12 protein-coding genes are annotated in these 15,137 nt (G+C 72.2%); 5 read left to right on the top strand and 7 right to left on the bottom strand.

Annotated elements, in window-relative coordinates:
* Window positions 1-152 precede the first annotated feature (152 nt).
* From DEJ46_RS40330 to DEJ46_RS37295, 4 genes are all read right to left on the bottom strand, one after another.
* Window positions 153-1,061, bottom strand: coding sequence for a dihydrodipicolinate synthase family protein (locus DEJ46_RS40330; protein WP_150273502.1), 909 nt, complete (start codon window positions 1,059-1,061; stop codon window positions 153-155).
* A 79-nt stretch (window positions 1,062-1,140) separates the two neighbouring features.
* Window positions 1,141-2,664 (bottom strand): NAD(P)/FAD-dependent oxidoreductase, encoded by a 1,524-nt coding sequence (locus DEJ46_RS37305; RefSeq protein ID WP_150273500.1) that lies wholly within the window; start codon window positions 2,662-2,664, stop codon window positions 1,141-1,143.
* On the bottom strand, window positions 2,645-2,959 hold the full coding sequence (locus tag DEJ46_RS37300) for a (2Fe-2S)-binding protein (RefSeq protein ID WP_055645314.1): 315 nt from the start codon (window positions 2,957-2,959) through the stop codon (window positions 2,645-2,647). The genes DEJ46_RS37305 and DEJ46_RS37300 overlap by 20 nt, the downstream gene beginning before the upstream one ends.
* 62 nt (window positions 2,960-3,021) lie before the next feature.
* Window positions 3,022-4,221, bottom strand: a complete 1,200-nt coding sequence (locus DEJ46_RS37295; protein WP_150273498.1) for an NAD(P)/FAD-dependent oxidoreductase — start codon at window positions 4,219-4,221, stop codon at window positions 3,022-3,024.
* A gap of 199 nt (window positions 4,222-4,420) precedes the next feature.
* Between DEJ46_RS37295 and DEJ46_RS37290 the strand changes: the two genes are divergently transcribed.
* The 5 genes from DEJ46_RS37290 to DEJ46_RS37270 are packed head-to-tail and all read left to right on the top strand — an operon-like array spanning window position 4,421 to window position 10,134.
* Window positions 4,421-6,166 (top strand): ABC transporter substrate-binding protein, encoded by a 1,746-nt coding sequence (locus DEJ46_RS37290; RefSeq protein WP_150273496.1) that lies wholly within the window; start codon window positions 4,421-4,423, stop codon window positions 6,164-6,166.
* Between the two features lie 20 nt (window positions 6,167-6,186).
* On the top strand, window positions 6,187-7,134 hold the full coding sequence (locus DEJ46_RS37285; RefSeq protein ID WP_150273494.1) for an ABC transporter permease: 948 nt from the start codon (window positions 6,187-6,189) through the stop codon (window positions 7,132-7,134).
* A complete protein-coding gene (locus tag DEJ46_RS37280; RefSeq protein WP_150273492.1) occupies window positions 7,131-8,117 on the top strand; it encodes an ABC transporter permease in 987 nt (328 codons plus the stop codon). The genes DEJ46_RS37285 and DEJ46_RS37280 overlap by 4 nt, the downstream gene beginning before the upstream one ends.
* The gene (locus DEJ46_RS37275; RefSeq protein ID WP_150273490.1) at window positions 8,117-9,121 is read left to right on the top strand and encodes an ABC transporter ATP-binding protein; all 1,005 of its coding nucleotides are present in this window, start codon (window positions 8,117-8,119) and stop codon (window positions 9,119-9,121) included. Before DEJ46_RS37280 ends, DEJ46_RS37275 begins: the two co-directional genes overlap by 1 nt.
* The gene (locus tag DEJ46_RS37270; protein ID WP_150273489.1) at window positions 9,118-10,134 is read left to right on the top strand and encodes an ABC transporter ATP-binding protein; all 1,017 of its coding nucleotides are present in this window, start codon (window positions 9,118-9,120) and stop codon (window positions 10,132-10,134) included. Before DEJ46_RS37275 ends, DEJ46_RS37270 begins: the two co-directional genes overlap by 4 nt.
* 61 nt (window positions 10,135-10,195) lie before the next feature.
* On the opposite strand, the gene DEJ46_RS37265 is transcribed toward DEJ46_RS37270, so the two are convergent.
* The 3 genes from DEJ46_RS37265 to DEJ46_RS37255 form a co-directional block, all read right to left on the bottom strand.
* The gene (locus DEJ46_RS37265) at window positions 10,196-11,125 is read right to left on the bottom strand and encodes an ornithine cyclodeaminase family protein (protein ID WP_411757849.1); all 930 of its coding nucleotides are present in this window, start codon (window positions 11,123-11,125) and stop codon (window positions 10,196-10,198) included.
* A 5-nt stretch (window positions 11,126-11,130) separates the two neighbouring features.
* Window positions 11,131-12,162: a proline racemase family protein gene (locus tag DEJ46_RS37260; RefSeq protein ID WP_150273487.1), complete on the bottom strand. Its 1,032-nt coding sequence runs from the start codon at window positions 12,160-12,162 to the stop codon at window positions 11,131-11,133.
* A gap of 112 nt (window positions 12,163-12,274) precedes the next feature.
* A complete protein-coding gene (locus DEJ46_RS37255; protein ID WP_223835373.1) occupies window positions 12,275-14,692 on the bottom strand; it encodes a collagenase in 2,418 nt (805 codons plus the stop codon).
* Window positions 14,693-15,137 lie beyond the last annotated feature (445 nt).

Genomic DNA, 15,137 nt, shown 5'->3' with positions numbered 1-15,137 from the left:
GAAGCCTCCGGGGAAGGGGTCGTCCGGGTCGAGGAGGTACTGCGCGGTGCCGGAGGGCCGGGCCGGGCCGGTGACCGGCTCGACGACCGGCACCGTCCCGATCTCTGTCTCGGTCTCGGTCGTCTCGGTATTGGCCTCGGTCTCGGTCTCGGTCAGCGGTGGCCGTCGGCGACGGCCTTCTCGGTGGCGGTCCGCACGCCGGCCTCGATCGCGCCGGTGAGCGGGTGGCGCGGGGGACGGGTCGGTCCGCCCTGGCGGCCGGCGATGTCCATGGAGAGCTTGATGGACTGGACGAACTCGGTCTTCGAGTCCCAGCGCAGCAGGGAGTGCAGGGACTTGTAGAGCGGCACGGCGGTGGCCAGGTCGCCCGCGACGGCCGCGTGGTAGAGCTCGGCGCAGCTCGCGGGGAAGGCGTTCGGGTATCCGGCGATCCAGCCGACCGCCCCCGCGACGGCGAGCTCCAGGAGGACGTCGTCGGCGCCGATCAGGAGGTCCAGCTCCGGGGCGAGCTCGCCGATCTCGTACGCCCTGCGGACGTCGCCGCTGAACTCCTTGACCGCGACGATGCTGCCGTCGCGGTGCAGGCGCGCCAGGAGGTCGGGGGTGAGGTCGACCTTGGTGTCGATCGGGTTGTTGTAGGCGACGATCGGGACACCGGCCCTGGCGACCTCGCTGTAGTGGGCGCGCACGGCGGCCGGTTCGGCGCGGTACGCGTTGGGCGGCAGGAGCAGGACGGATCCGGCACCGGCCTCGGCCGCCTGCTCGGCCCAGCGCCGGGACTCGGCGCTGCCGTAGGCGGCGACACCCGGCATGACCCGCGCCCCGTCACCGGCGGCGGCGACGGCGGTACGGACGACCTGGGCGCGCTCCGCGTCGGTGAGGGTCTGGTACTCGCCGAGGGAGCCGTTGGGGACGACACCGTCGCAGCCGTTGGCGATCAGCCAGGCCACGTGCTCCGCGTACGCGTCGTGGTCGACGGACAGGTCGTCGCGGAAGGGGAGGGTGGTGGCGACCATGATGCCGCGCCAGGGCCGGTCGGTGTTCCAGGTGGTGGCGGTCATGTCAACGACCTTTCTGTAATGTGTGACATTTTATAGAGAAGGAAAGAAGAGAGGCCTCGTGGGCCTCTCCCCCGTGGTTCTAGGGGGCCTGCTCGGCTGCCGGCTCGACTGCCTGCTCGTCCAGCGCGGCGAGCGTCGCGAGGGGTACGGGGACGGCGAACGGCCGCCGCTCCGCGGGCGGTTCGGGGGTGTCGCCGCGCGCCGCGAGGCATGCCACGGCCGTCCCGCACATCCGCCCCTGGCACCACCCCATGCCGGCTCGCGTGAGGAGCTTGACGGTCCGCGCGTCCCGCGCCCCGAGGTCGCTGACCGCCTCGCGCACACGCCCCGCGGTCACCTCCTCGCAGCGGCACACGTCCGTCTCGTCCTCCAGCCACGCGGGCCAGCCGGGGCCCGGTGCGTGCGCCGCGGACATGACGTCCGCGAAGGCCCGCATCCGGTCGCGGCGGCGCCGGAGTTCGCCGGCCCGGCCCGGGCCCACGCCCCGGTCCGGGGCCGGGTCGGCGCGGCGGCCGCGCAGCCGGGCGGCGATCGCCCGGCCCGCCAGCTCGCCCTCGGTGCGGGCGAGTTCGGCGCCTCCCACGCCGCCGGCCTCACCCGCCGCCCACAGACCGGCCACCGAGGTCTCCTGGAGCTCGCTCAGGGCGAGCCCCAGGGTTCCGTCGGGCAGCGCGCGAGTGGCACAGCCGAGGGCGGTGGCCAGCTCGATCTGGGGCACGAGGCCGTGCCCGACGGCGAGCGCGTCGCAGGCGATCCTGCGACCGGTCCCCGGTACCGGCGCCCAGTCGCCGTCCAGGCGGCTGACCGTGACGGCCTCCACCCGGTCGGCGCCGTGGACCTCGGTGACCGCACTGCGCGGCAGCACCCGCACGCGGTGCCTGAGCAGTGCGGTCCCGTGCACCAGGGCTTCGGCGGCCTTCGCCGGATTGGTCACGAGCGCGCGGGGGCTGCGGGCGTACCGCAGATAGCCAGCGGCCTCGACCACGGCCGGGACCCGCGCGCCCGCCGCGGCGAGCGAGGACGCGACGGCGAGCAGCAGAGGGCCGCTGCCGGCCACGACGATGCGCCGTCCGGGCAGCACGAGCCCGGACTTGAGCATGGCCTGCGCCCCGCCCGCGCCGACGACGCCGGGCAGGGTCCAGCCGGGAAAGGGGAGTTGGCGCTCGTAGGCGCCGGTGGCGAGGAGCACCGCACGGGCCCTGATCCGGACGGGCCGCTCCTCGGTGCCGTCGGCGCCGGTGATCGCGTGGACCGTCCAGCCCTCTCCGGTGTCGCCGTCCCCGCCGTCCCCGCCGTCCTCGCCGGACTCGCCGGACTCCTTTGTGACGGTCCACACGTGGTGCCCCGTCAGGTGGTCGACCGTGCTCGCTCCGAGCCTGCGCCGCAGGTCGGAGAAGGCGGACCAGTCGTGGTGCAGGGCCTCGGGACGTACCGCACCCAGGGCGGGCGCGGGGTGCCGGTAGAACTGTCCGCCGGACTGGGGGGAGGAGTCCAGCAGAGCGACGGAGAGCCCCAGTTCGGAGGCGGTGACGGCACCGGCGAGACCCGCGGAACCCGCGCCGACGACCGCCAGGTCGTACGGTTCAGACGGCGAGGCGGTCATGGCCGTGCCCTTCCTGGGTGGTGATCGCGTCGCCGGGGCGGGCGGGGACCAGGCAGGCGCGCCGGTTGGGCTCGCCGTTGACGGTGGCGAGGCAGTCGTAGCACTGGCCGATGCCGCAGAACGCGCCGCGCGGCCGCCCCCCTTCCCGGGTGGTGCGCCAGGCCAGGATGCCGGCCCCCCAGAGGGCGGCGGCGACGGTCTGGCCGGGCAGGGCGGTGACGCTCCGGCCGTCGAAGGTGATCTCGAACGGCGGATCGGGCTGTGCCCCGACCAGGTCGGCGGGCGTGCGGGCCACGGGCCCTCCTCTCGTGAAGGTCAAGGTGAAGCTGGCGGTGACGACGGCGGTTCGGGCGCGCGTCAGAGTGTCGGGGCGGGGTCGGGTACGGAGTCGGGCGCGGGCGCGGGTTCAGGAGTGCCGAACCGGTCCGGGCGGAACGGGGCGATGTCGAGGGGAACTTCGCCGTTCGTCAGGCAGAGGGCGATGATCTGTCCGGTCACCGGCGCGAGGCCGATCCCCGCCCCTTCGTGGCCGCAGGCGTGCAGCAGCCCGTGGACGCGCGGGTCGGGCCCGATCGCGGGCAGGTGGTCCGGCAGATACGGCCGGAAGCCCGGATAGGTCCGCATGGCCCGTACGGTGCCGAGGACCGGGAAGAGGCCGGTGGCCCCGGCGGCGAGCCGGCGCAGGACCTCGACGGAGAGGGTGCGGTCGAAGCCGACCCGCTCCCGGCTGGCGCCGATGAGGACCGGTCCCGCCGGGGTGCCCTCGACGACCGCCGAGGTCTGGAGGGCGGCCGAGCCGCTGGCCACGTCGGCCACGTAGTCGGCGGCGTACACCTTGTGGCGCACCACGCGCGGCAGGGGTTCGGTGACGAGCACGAAGCCCCTGCGGGGCATCACGGGAAGGTGGACGCCCGCGAGTTCGGCGAGGGCGCCGCCCCAGGTGCCGGCGGCGTTGACCACGTACGGGGCGTGGAGCTCTCCGGCGGCGGTCCGCACGCCGCGGATCTCGCCGGCGGCGCCGGTGAGGAGGCCGGTGACCTCCTCGCCCAGACGCAGCCGGACGCGGTCTCCGGCGGCGCGCAGCAGCTGGGCGGCGGCGTGGGCGGGCATCACCTGGGAGTCCTGCGGATAGAGGAATCCTCCGGCGAGGCCAGGAGCGAGGTGGGGCTCCAGATCGTGGAGCCGGTCCCCGGGAACCTCCTGGGCGGTGACGCCCGCCTCCTCCTGTCGGGCCGCGAAGTCGCGCAGGGCGCGCATCCCCGACTCGTCGGAGGCGACCACGAGACCTCCCTTGGCCTCGTACTCGACGTGCGGCGGGAGCACGTCCGCCAGCTCCCGCCACAGGGTGTTGGCGAGGAGGGCGAGTTCGAGCTCCGGTCCCGGCTCCTTGTCGGAGACGAGGAGGTTTCCCTCGCCGGCCCCCGTCGTCCCGCCCGCGACGGAACCGCGGTCGACGACGGTGACGGAGAGGCCGGCTTGGGCGGCGTAGTAGGCGCAGGCCGCGCCGACGACGCCGGCGCCGACGACGATGACATCCGAGGGTTTTCTCGTGGGCACGTCAGTAATATTTCACATTGCACTGGAGTTGCCAAGACCCCGAAACGGAGCATTCCAGTCGAGGGGCACTCTCCTGAGTGCCTCCCGGACACGGATGAGTAACGGACCGCCCGATACCTTGTCAGTGCAATTTCACATTACTATGTTACAGGTCACATTCCAGCCATCGGGATGCTCGACCGCTCTCTCGGAGTGACCTATGAACAAGCGCACCTACACCCTGGCCACCGCTCTGGTGACGGCCCTCGCCCTCGGCGCGACCGGCTGTGCCGACGGCAAGAAGTCCGACGGCTCCCGGGACCGCGGCAAGAACCCCGCGACCTCCAACAACGGCGCGGTGGTCGGCGGCACTCCGCAGAAGGGCGGCACGCTGACCATCCTGTCCAACCAGGACTTCACCCACCTCGACCCGGCCCGCAACTGGGTCATGGGCGACATGGACTTCGGCACGCGCCTGCTCTACCGCACCCTCCTGACGTACAAGGCCGAGCCGGGCGCGAAGGGCGGGGAGCTCACCACGGACCTCGCCGAGGACCTCGGCGTCTCCTCCAACGGCGCCAAGACCTGGACCTTCAAGCTCAAGCCGGGCCTCAAGTACGAGGACGGCACCCCGATCACCGCCCAGGACGTCAAGTACAACGTGGAGCGGTCCTTCTCCCCCGACCTGCCCGGCGGGCCCGACTACGCGGCCCGCTACCTCGTCGGCGCCGAGGGCTACAAGGGCCCGGCGCAGGGCAAGCATCTCGACTCCGTGAAGACCCCGGACGACCGCACGATCGTCTTCGAGCTCCGCAAGCCCTTCGCCGAGTTCCCCTACGCGACCGTGCTGCCCACCTTCAGCCCCGTGCCCAAGTCCCAGGACAAGGGCCCGCAGTACGACAACCGGCCCTTCTCCTCCGGCCCGTACAAGATCGAGACGTACGCCCGGGACAAGCAGATCGTCCTCGTGCGCAACACCCACTGGAGCGCCTCGACCGACACCGTCCGCAAGGCCTACCCGGACCGGATCGTCGTCACGATGGGCCTCAAGGCCAACCAGGTCGACGACCGCCTCATCGCCTCCGCCGGCGCCGACGCCTCCGCGGTCGCCTGGGCCTCGCTCCGCCCCGAGTCCACCCCCAAGGTGCTCACCAAGCCCGACGTCAAGGCACGTCTGCTCGCCGAGACGACCAACTGCACCGAGATGGTCCAGATGCACACCGGCCGCGCGCCGTTCGACGACGTGAAGGTCCGCCAGGCCGTGCAGTACGCGCTCGACCGCGAGGCCCTCCTCACCGCCTCCGGCGGCCCCGCGCTCAACGACCCGGCCACCGCGCTCATGCCCGGCGTCCTCCACGGCGGCAAGCAGCCCGACACGCTGAAGATCCCGCTCACCGGCGACGTCGAGAAGGCCAAGCAGCTGCTGAAGGAGGCGGGCAAGGCCGACGGCATCTCCACGAACCTCACCGTCTCCACCGGCGACAAGGCCGTCGGCGAGGCCATCCAGCAGTCCCTGGGCCGCGCCGGGATCAAGGTCACCATCGAGACCGTCGACCCGTCCGCCTTCTACGACACGATCGGCGACACCAAGAACCGCACGGACCTCGCCTACACCGGCTGGTGCCCTGACTTCCCCTCCGGCTCGACCTTCCTCCCCTTCGTCTTCGACGGCCGCTACATCAAGGAGAAGGGCAACTCCGGCAACCACTCCCTCTTCCGTGACGACACCACGATGAAGCGCATGGACGAGATCGCCGCGATGACCGACGCCCAGCAGGCCGACAAGGCCTGGCGGGAGCTCGACGCCCAGATCCTCGCCAAGGCCCCGACCGCGCCCGCCCTCATCGAGCGCAAGCCCCTGCTGATCGGCACCAACATCGCCGGCGCCTTCGGCCACACCTCCTTCGGCGGCCAGATCGACTTCGCGACGGTCGGTCTCAAGGACCCCGCGAAGAGCGCCCGTTGAAGGCCGGAACGACCACGACCATGACCACCTCCACGTCCACTGCCACTTCCGCCTCCCCGCCCGTCCGGGCGGGCAGCGGGCCGTGGCAGCTCGCCCGCGCGGAGCTGCGCCGCCGCACGTCGGTCAAACTGTCGCTCGTGGTGGTCGGGCTCTTCGCGCTCCTGACCGTCGCCGCCCCGCTGATCGGCTCGCTGGGCGGCTGGGGCCCCGAGGAGTTCGACAAGAGCGCCGTCGATCCGTACCTGGGCGGGCTGCCCATCGGACCGCTCGGCGGCGTCTCGGCCGAGCACTGGCTCGGCGTCGAACCCGTCACCGGCCGCGACCTGTTCGCCCGGGTCGTGCACGGCGGGCAGGTCTCCCTGCTCATCGCCTTCGCGGCGACGGCCATCGTCGTCGCCGCCGGGACGGCGGCCGGCATCGCCGCGGGCTACTTCGGCGGCCGCACCGACACCGTGCTGTCCCGGCTGATGGACCTCACCATGTCCTTCCCGTCCCTCATCTTCATGATCGCGATGATGTCGGTGGCCCGGGACGTCAACCGGACCCTCCTGATGACCGTCGTCATCGGCCTCTTCGGCTGGCCCGGCATCGCCCGGGTCGTCCGCGGCCAGACCCTGTCGCTCAAGCACCGCGAGTACGTCGACGCCGCCCGCGTCGGCGGCTCCGGCCCCCTGCGGATCCTCGCCCGCGACATCCTGCCGGGCGTCGCCGGGCCGGTCATCGCGTACACCACGCTGATCATCCCCGGGATGATCGCCACCGAGGCCGCCCTCAGCTATCTGGGCGTCGGTGTGCGCCCGCCGACCCCGTCCTGGGGCCAGATGATCGCCGAGAGCGTCGCGTACTACGACACGGACCCCATGTACTTCCTCGTACCGAGCCTCTGTCTGTTCCTGACCGTGCTCGCGTTCACCCTGCTCGGGGACGCGCTGCGCGACATCCTCGACCCGAGAGGCAGCGGCTCGTGATCCTCTACCTCGGACGCCGGCTCCTGGGCGTCCTCGGCGTCCTCCTCGCCATCGCCGCCGTCACCTTCACCATCTTCTACGTCCTCCCCTCCGACCCGGCCGCCGCCGCCTGCGGCAAGGCCTGCAGCACCGAGCGGCTGGAGGCGATCCGCGCCAACATGGGCCTCGACGCCCCGCTGTGGCGGCAGTTCACCGACTTCGTCACCGGCATCTTCACCGGCCGCACGATGGGCACCGGCCAGTACGCCCTGACCTGCGACTTCCCGTGTCTGGGCTACTCGTACGAGAACAGCCAGAGCGTGTGGGACCTGCTCGTGGACCGGCTGCCCGTCTCGGCCTCGCTGGCCCTGGGCGCCGCCGCGATCTGGCTGGTCCTCGGGCTCACCGCGGGCGTCACCGCCGCGCTCCACAAGGACACGCTCACCGACCGGGCCCTGATGGTCGGCGCGGTCGCCGCGGCCTCGCTGCCCGTCTACTTCACCTCGGTCCTGCTGATCTTCGGACTGATCCGGGTCTCCGGTCTGCTGCCCTACCCGCAGTACGTGGCCTTCGGCGACGACCCGCTGTCCTGGGCCACCAACCTGCTGCTCCCCTGGCTCGCGCTCGCGATCTTGTACGCCGCGATGTACGCGCGGCAGAGCCGCAGTTCGATGATCGAGTCCATGGCGGAGCCGTACATCCGCACCGCCCGCGCCAAGGGTCTCCCCCGCCGCACGGTCGTCGTCAAGCACGGGCTGCGCGCCGGGATGACCCCGATCCTGACCATCTTCGGCATGGACCTGGGCGGACTCCTCGCGGGTGCCGTGATCACGGAGTCCATCTTCGGGCTGCCCGGCATCGGCCGCCTCTTCTACGGCGCCCTGTCCAGCGGGGACCAGCCCGTCATCCTCGGGGTCACGCTGCTCGCCGCCACCTTCATCGTCGTCGCCAACCTGGCCGTCGACCTGCTGTACGCCGTCGTCGACCCGCGAGTGAGGTACTGATGGCCGACCCTGCTCCCCTCCTGTCGGTACGGGACCTCACGGTCACCTTCCCGACGAAGCGCGGCCCGGTCCGGGCCGTCGACTCGCTCGCGTTCGACGTGCGGCCCGGCCGGACCCTCGTCATCGTCGGCGAGTCCGGCTCCGGCAAGTCCGTGACCTCGCTCGCCGTCATGGGCCTGCACACGGGCGCCGAGGTCACCGGCTCCGTCACCCTCGGCGGGCGCGAGCTGATCGGCCTGTCCGACCGCGAGCTCAACGGGCTGCGCGGCCGGCGGATGGCCATGATCTTCCAGGACCCGCTGTCCAGCCTGCACCCGTACTACACCGTCGGGGAGCAGATCGCCGAGCATCACCGGGTCCACTTCGGCTCCCGCCGGGCGGCCGCACGCGAGCGGGCCGTCGAGGCGCTCGGGGAGGTCGGCATCCCCGAACCACGCCGCCGGGCAGGTGAGTACCCCCACCAGTTCTCGGGCGGCATGCGCCAGCGCGTGATGATCGCGATGGCCCTGTCCTGCGAGCCCGACCTTCTCATCGCCGACGAACCCACCACCGCACTCGACGTCACCGTCCAGGCCCAGATCCTGGAGCTGATCGCCCGGATCCAGCAGGAACGGGGACTCGCCGTCGTCATGATCACGCACGATCTCGGCGTGGTCGCCCGCGTGGCCCACGACGTCCTGGTGATGTACGGCGGCCGGGCGGCCGAACACGCCCCGGTGGACTCCCTCTTCGCCTCCCCCGCCCACCCCTACACCCGCGGTCTGCTCGACTCGCTGCCCCGGCTCGACGATGACGACGACGCGCCGCTGCGGGCGATACCGGGCAGCCCGCCGTCCCTGCTCGACCCCGCTCCCGGCTGCGCGTTCGCGCCCCGCTGCCCCCGGGCGGCCGCCGGCTCCGAGGAGGAGCGGGCACGCTGCGCGGGCGAACGCCCGCTGCTCGTCGGCCCGGAGGGGCATCCGGCCGCCTGCCACTTCCCCGCGTACGAAGGCGTCGCCTCATGACCACGACCACCACCGCGACCCCGGACGCGGCCACGAGCACGACGTCCACGCCCCTGCTCAGCGTGCGGGACCTGACGATGACCTTCCCGGGGCGCCGGGCCCGCTCGGCGCCCGTCCGGGCCGTCGACGGCATCGACTTCGACGTGTCGGCGGGCGAGACCCTCGGCCTCGTCGGCGAGTCCGGCTGCGGCAAGTCGACCACCGGCCGCATGATCGTGCGGCTCCTGGAGCCGACCGCCGGCTCCGTCTCGTACGACGGGCACGACATCACGCACCTGTCGCAGCGGGAGCTCAAGCCGCTCCGCCGCGACCTCCAGATGGTCTTCCAGGACCCGCACTCCTCGCTCAACCCCCGCCAGACCGTGGCCCGGATCATCTCCGATCCGCTGATGGTGCAGGGGAGTTCGGCGGCCGACGCCCGCAAACGGGCGGTGGAGCTGATGGATCTGGTCGGGCTCATCCCGGAGCACATCGACCGCTATCCGCACGAGTTCTCCGGCGGACAGGCGCAGCGCATCGGGATCGCCCGGTCCCTGGCCACGAGCCCGCGGCTCGTCGTCGCCGACGAACCCGTCTCCGCGCTCGACGTCTCCGTCCAGGCGCAGATCGTCAATCTGATGGAACGGCTCCAGCGCGAGCTGGGGCTCGCCTACCTCTTCATCGCCCACGACCTCTCGGTCGTCAAGCGGGTCTGCGACCGGGTCGCGGTGATGTACCTCGGCCGGATCGTGGAGATCGGGGTGAAGGAGCGGGTGTACGCGGCCCCCGCGCACCCCTACACGCGGGCGCTGCTCTCCGCCGTACCGCTGCCCGACCCGGCGGCGGAGCGGGCCCGGGAGCGGATCACGCTGCTCGGTGACCCGCCGAGCCCGGCCGCTCCGCCGCCCGGCTGCACCTTCCACCCGCGCTGTCCCAAGGCGCAGGAGATCTGCCGGACGGAGGCACCGCTGCTGCGGATCGCCTCCCCCGGTGAGGCGCGCCAGGTCGCCTGCCACTTCCCCGAGGCCGCCTGAGCATGCCGAGACGCCCCGGTCCCGCGTGTGCGGGGCCGGGGCGTTCGGCGTGAGGCCGTCCTCATGACGTGGCGAGTGCCGCCGTGTACAGCGCGCCGGCCACGGCGAGGTCCTCCCAGGCCATGCCGACGCTCTTGAAGAACCGCGGGCGTTCGGTGGTGGGGGTGCGGCGGCCGGTCACGAGGTCGGCGATGCCGCCGACGACGTGGTCCTCCTCGATGGCCCCTTCGGCCGTGGGGACGAGCAGGTCACCGGCCTCGCGCAGGGCGGCGCCACGCGCCTCGACGTACACCTCGGACCGGGCCACGAGCGCGCTGTCGACCTCCCGGGCGTCCGGTTCGTGCGAGCCGACGGCGACGACGGTGGCGCCGGGGGCGACGAGGGATCCCTCGAAGAGGGGCTCGCGCGCGGTGGTGCAGCAGACGACGAGGTCCGCCTTGGCCACGTCGTCGGGCGTGCCGGTCCTGGCGAGGACGCCGAGCGTGCGCGCGTACCCGGCGAGGGCGCGCGCGCCGATCTGGTTGCGCCCGACGACGATCGCCTCGGCGACCCGGCGTACGGCGAGGACGGCCTCCAGGTGCCCGTACGCCTGCGGGCCGGTCCCGAAGAGCACGAGGCGCAGCGGCTTGTCGGCGGGTGTCAGGTGGCGTACGGCGAGGGCGGAGACGGCCGGTGTGCGCAGTTCGGTGAGGGCGGCGCCGTCGAGGAGGGCGAGCGGGCGGAGGTTCTCGCCGTCGAGGAGCAGGTAGGAGCCGGTGATGCGGGGCAGGCCCGCGGCGGCGTTGCCGGGGGCCACGCCGGCGATCTTCACTCCGGCGTACGGGCCGAAGGCGGCGGGCATGAGGAGGAGTTCGCCGGCGGGGACGCTGACGGAGGTGCGGGCCGGTCCTTCCTCGGGGTCGAGTCCGGCGCGCAGGACCTCGGCCAGGACGTCGATCGCCTCGGCCGGGCCCAGGAGGCGGGCGATGGCCGCGGCGTCGATCTGGGTCAGGTGCGTCACAGCAGGAACCCCGTCCCCAGGTCGTCGTCCGGTTCGACGAGGAAGGTGTGGGTGCCGGTGCGGTACGCCCTTCCGGTGACCTCGGTGATGCCTCCGGGGAGCAGCCGGCCGGTGAAGACGGTGCCTGCCACGGATTCGTGCGTCAGGGTGCCGCCGGGGCCGAGGCGCCCGTCCGCGGCGAGCAGGGCGAGCCTCGCCGAGGTGCCTGATCCGCAGGGCGAGCGGTCGATCTGGCCGTCGGCGAAGACGGTGACGTTGCGCTGGCGCGGGCCGTCGTCGGCCGCTGCTTCTTCGGGCAGGTCCTCGTACAGGATCACGCCGTAGACGCCGGAGAGGCGCGGGTCGCCCGCGTGCCGGGTGGCCGGGTGGCCGGCGAGCGCGGCGCGGATCTCCTGGCCGGCGCGGACGAGCGCGGGCAGGGCCGTCTTGGTGGTGTCGAGGCCGAGGTCGCGGGCCGCGACGGAGGCGTAACAGGCGCCGGAGTGGGCGAGGTCGACCTCGACGTTGCCGAAGGAGGTCGTGACGGGGACCTTCCGTGCGGTGACGAAGGTCGGGATGTTGCGGAAGGTGACGCCGGTGGTGCGTCCGGCCGCGCGGTGCACGGTCGCGGTGACGCGGCCCGAGGGTACGTCGATCCTGACGGCGACGTCGCCGTCGTCGGGGGCCGGGACGCGGCCGGAGTCGACGGCCCAGGCGCCGAGCGCCATGGTGCCGTGGCCGCACGCCGTGGAGTAGCCGTCCTTGTGCCAGAACAGCACGCCGAAGTGGGCGCCGTCGTCGTCGGCCGGGACGACGAACCCGCCGTACATGCCCGCGTGTCCGCGGGGTTCCTGGACGAGGAGACGGCGCACGTCGTCGAGGGGTCCCGGGCGCGGGTCCGTGGCCGTGCCGCCTGCGCCGATGACGGTGGCGCGCCGCTCGGCGACGGTGTCGCCGGGGACCGGCGGAAGGTCCTGGTCGACGATCCTGAAGGGTTCGCCTGCGGCGTGGTAGTCGGTGGTGCGCACGGAGTGCGGGGTGGTGCTCACGAGGTACGGCCTCCGGGAAGCGGTTTCGGGGGAACTTGCCGGTGATGCGGAAACGCGGAAGCCGGGCCGGCCTCTCCCCCGTGAGGGAGGCCGGCCCGGACGACGGGGGTGGTCAGCTGCGCAGGGGGCCCTCGCAGCTGAAGCTCGACGTGCCCGCGGCCTTGGAGGACCAGATGTCGATCGGTCCGAAGGAGCAGTTCATGTCGGCGAGGTTGTTGGACGCGGCGCCCGCGCGGTCGAGGATGAAGTAGTCGACCGTCTCGGACATGTCCTTGAAGTTCTGGTCCTCGCTGGCCCAGTTGGACAGGTTGGCGGTGATCCGGCCGGTGCAGGTGAACCGGCGCTTGCCCGGGTCGCCGTTCTCGACGCAGTCGGGGGTGTTGTAGGTGGCGGCGGCGAACGTGGACTTCACGTTCGCGAGCGCGGAGTCGCGGAGCTGGTCGTTGGGCGTGTAGGTGGTGTTCGGGACGAACAGGTCGTCGACCTTGGCGATCTGCTTGTCGAGGAAGAGGTTGTACTCGCGCTGGATGTTGGCGTCGGCGGCCATCCGGTTGCGCCACGAGTCGTACGCCTGGACGTCGTTGGCCCGCAGGTGCCGGTACATCTCGCGCAGGTAGCCGGGCCGCTCGGTCCAGAGGTACTCGAAGAAGGTGCCGGCGTAGCTGTAGAAGCGGAAGCCGTCGCCGGCGTAGGTGGCGTTGACGATCTGGCCCACGCTCATGCGGGGGCCGCCGTCGGCGGTGTCGCCGATGACGCTCTTGACGAGCGACTTGCGGACGGCGATGCCGTTGTCGCGGGTGGCTCCGTCGAAGAACTCGGCCGTGCCCTCGTCCATGAAGGTGGTGCGGTCGTTCTGGTACCACGGGCCCTCGCCGAAGGAGCCGTGGACGGCGTAGCGGCCGTTGAGGTAGTGGACGTACTCGTGGCGGAACAACTCCTCGAGGGTGAGGGAGGAGTCCTGCGGGACGCGCCGCTGGTAGGTGTAGAAGGTGGCGCCGCGCTCGATGTAGATGCCGCCGTTGTTGGTGTCCATGCCGGTCAGGACGGGGTGGTAGTTCTCGTAGTCCGCGCGGGAGGCGTAGAGGACGATGTTCAGGGTGGTGTTGGTGTCGCCGGTGACGGGCTGCTCGCTGCCGAGGACGCGGTGGAACTGCGCCTTGACGAGCTTGCTGGCGTAGTAGAGCTGGTCGACGGTGGCCCGGTCGAGTCCGGTGCGGACCTTGATGGCGCCGTTGTCGTAGGTGTACGTGTACGGGAAGATCTGCTTCTCGATGTCCTCCTTGCACACGCCGTACGGCTTGCACGCCTCGTAGAAGTTGAGCCACGAGACGACCTTCGCCCACTGCTGGCTGCCGCTGCCGAAGGTGTTCACGACCGTGCCGAAGGTCTCGCCGAGTCCGGCGACGATCTCCGTCTTCAGGACCGCGATCTGGCCGAAGCGGCCGTACTCGCTGAGGGCGTCACGGGCCACCCAGGCGTTGGCGGTGCCCTTCAGGTGCCCGTAGGACGCGAAGGCCTTGAAGGCGGCGCGGTACGAGGGGTCGGCGGCCGCGGCGGCGTGGAAGCCGGTGTCCTGGTTGCCCGGGTAGATGCCGAGGTAGTTGACGGAGAGCGCGGCGAGCGCGGCACCCGCCCAGGCCGGGTCCTGGTTGGTGGCGGTGTGGGACGGGTCCATGGTGGCCAGGACCCGCTTGACCAGGCCGAGCTGGTGCTGGCGCAGGCCGGGGCCGCTCGCGGCGTAGAGGGCCTCGCGCAGGGCGGTCGCGTTGCTCTTCGTGACGTCGAAGGTGCGCGGGGCGTTGCCGAAGGCGGTGACGGCCTGGGTGATCGCGTTCACCGTGGGCGCGTCGGTGGTGTCGATCTCGCCGCGCGAGAAGTCGTGGTACACGACGGCGTGCAGGTACGTGAACATCTCCTCCAGGTGCGAGGAGTTCTTGCCGTCGTGGGAGGCGGCCAGGCTCGATATGCGACGGGCGACGGCCTGCACGTGGGCGTCGGACATCACGGGGACGAGCCGGGCGTCCCACGTCCAGATGAGCTTGCTGAGACAGCCGTCGGAGGTGACCGCGGGGTCGGCGAGGAAGTCGGTGAACTGCTCAGGGGAGAGACCGGTGATCCCGTCGAGCGTGCAGGGCACGCCGGCGGCCGTGGCGCCGGCGGCCACGGCGGTCGTCCGCGCGGCGGAGTCGGCGGCCTTGGCCTTCGACTTGGTGGCGGCCGTGGAGGTCTCGGTCGCCTCGGCGGTGCCGGTGGCCTTGGCCTTTCCGGCCACGCGGCCGGCGGCGAGACCGCCGGGGGCGGGCGCGGGCCCGAAGGTCTTGCCGGGAGCGGTGGCGAGGTGCTCGACCTCGTCGAAGGGGTTGGCCACGGGCTTGGCCTGCGGCGCAGCCGGACCGGCCACCGGGGACGCCGGTGCGGGCTGGTTCTCCGTGTCCGCCGCGGACACGGAGAACTGGCCGGCGGAGGAGAGGAGGGTGACCGCGATGGCGGAGGCGAGCAGGGACGAGCGCACACGTCTGTGGAGGGACAACAGAACTCCTGCTGGTGAGGGGGGTAAGTGCGGGGATCGACAAGCAAGAACAGCTCTGGTTCGCACGGTGTATGACGGCGGTTCATCAGCCCGTGTGCGCTGTAACATAGTAATGTGAAATTGCACTGACAACCCTTCCGGCAACATCAGTTCCCCCGACTCTCCCGAACCCCTCCTCCAAGTCCGGCCAATCCCCTGCATACCGGCCCCGTCTGCCTCGCGGATCGCGGATCGCGGATCGCGGATCGCGGATCGCGGATCGCCCACACGATGTCGCCGAGCCGGCCCTCGCAGCGGACCGCGCCGCGCTGGATCCGGTAGAGGAAGTGGCGGCCCTGGCAGGAGGGCAGCGCCCCCTCGGGAGAGGTGTACTGGTCGTCCCGCGCGGCCGTCGCGGTCGAGGGGGGCTTGGGATCAGGTACCGCCGGCTCGCCGGCCCCGCTTC

Origin of the sequence: Streptomyces venezuelae, assembly GCF_008642375.1 — a bacterium.
Lineage (GTDB): Bacteria > Actinomycetota > Actinomycetes > Streptomycetales > Streptomycetaceae > Streptomyces > Streptomyces venezuelae_G.
The sequence above is the reverse complement of the archived record's forward strand: the minus strand, read 5'-3'. Positions and strand labels throughout refer to the sequence as shown.

What these genes read in the sequence shown, in the direction of transcription:
- DEJ46_RS37270 (WP_150273489.1), top strand. Translation starts at nt 9,118, where the DNA reads ATGACCACGACCACCACCGCGACCCCGGACGCGGCCACGAGCACGACG.
- DEJ46_RS37305 (WP_150273500.1), bottom strand. Translation starts at nt 2,664, where the DNA reads ATGACCGCCTCGCCGTCTGAACCGTACGACCTGGCGGTCGTCGGCGCG.
- DEJ46_RS40330 (WP_150273502.1), bottom strand. Translation starts at nt 1,061, where the DNA reads ATGACCGCCACCACCTGGAACACCGACCGGCCCTGGCGCGGCATCATG.
- DEJ46_RS37290 (WP_150273496.1), top strand. Translation starts at nt 4,421, where the DNA reads ATGAACAAGCGCACCTACACCCTGGCCACCGCTCTGGTGACGGCCCTC.
- DEJ46_RS37275 (WP_150273490.1), top strand. Translation starts at nt 8,117, where the DNA reads ATGGCCGACCCTGCTCCCCTCCTGTCGGTACGGGACCTCACGGTCACC.
- DEJ46_RS37285 (WP_150273494.1), top strand. Translation starts at nt 6,187, where the DNA reads ATGACCACCTCCACGTCCACTGCCACTTCCGCCTCCCCGCCCGTCCGG.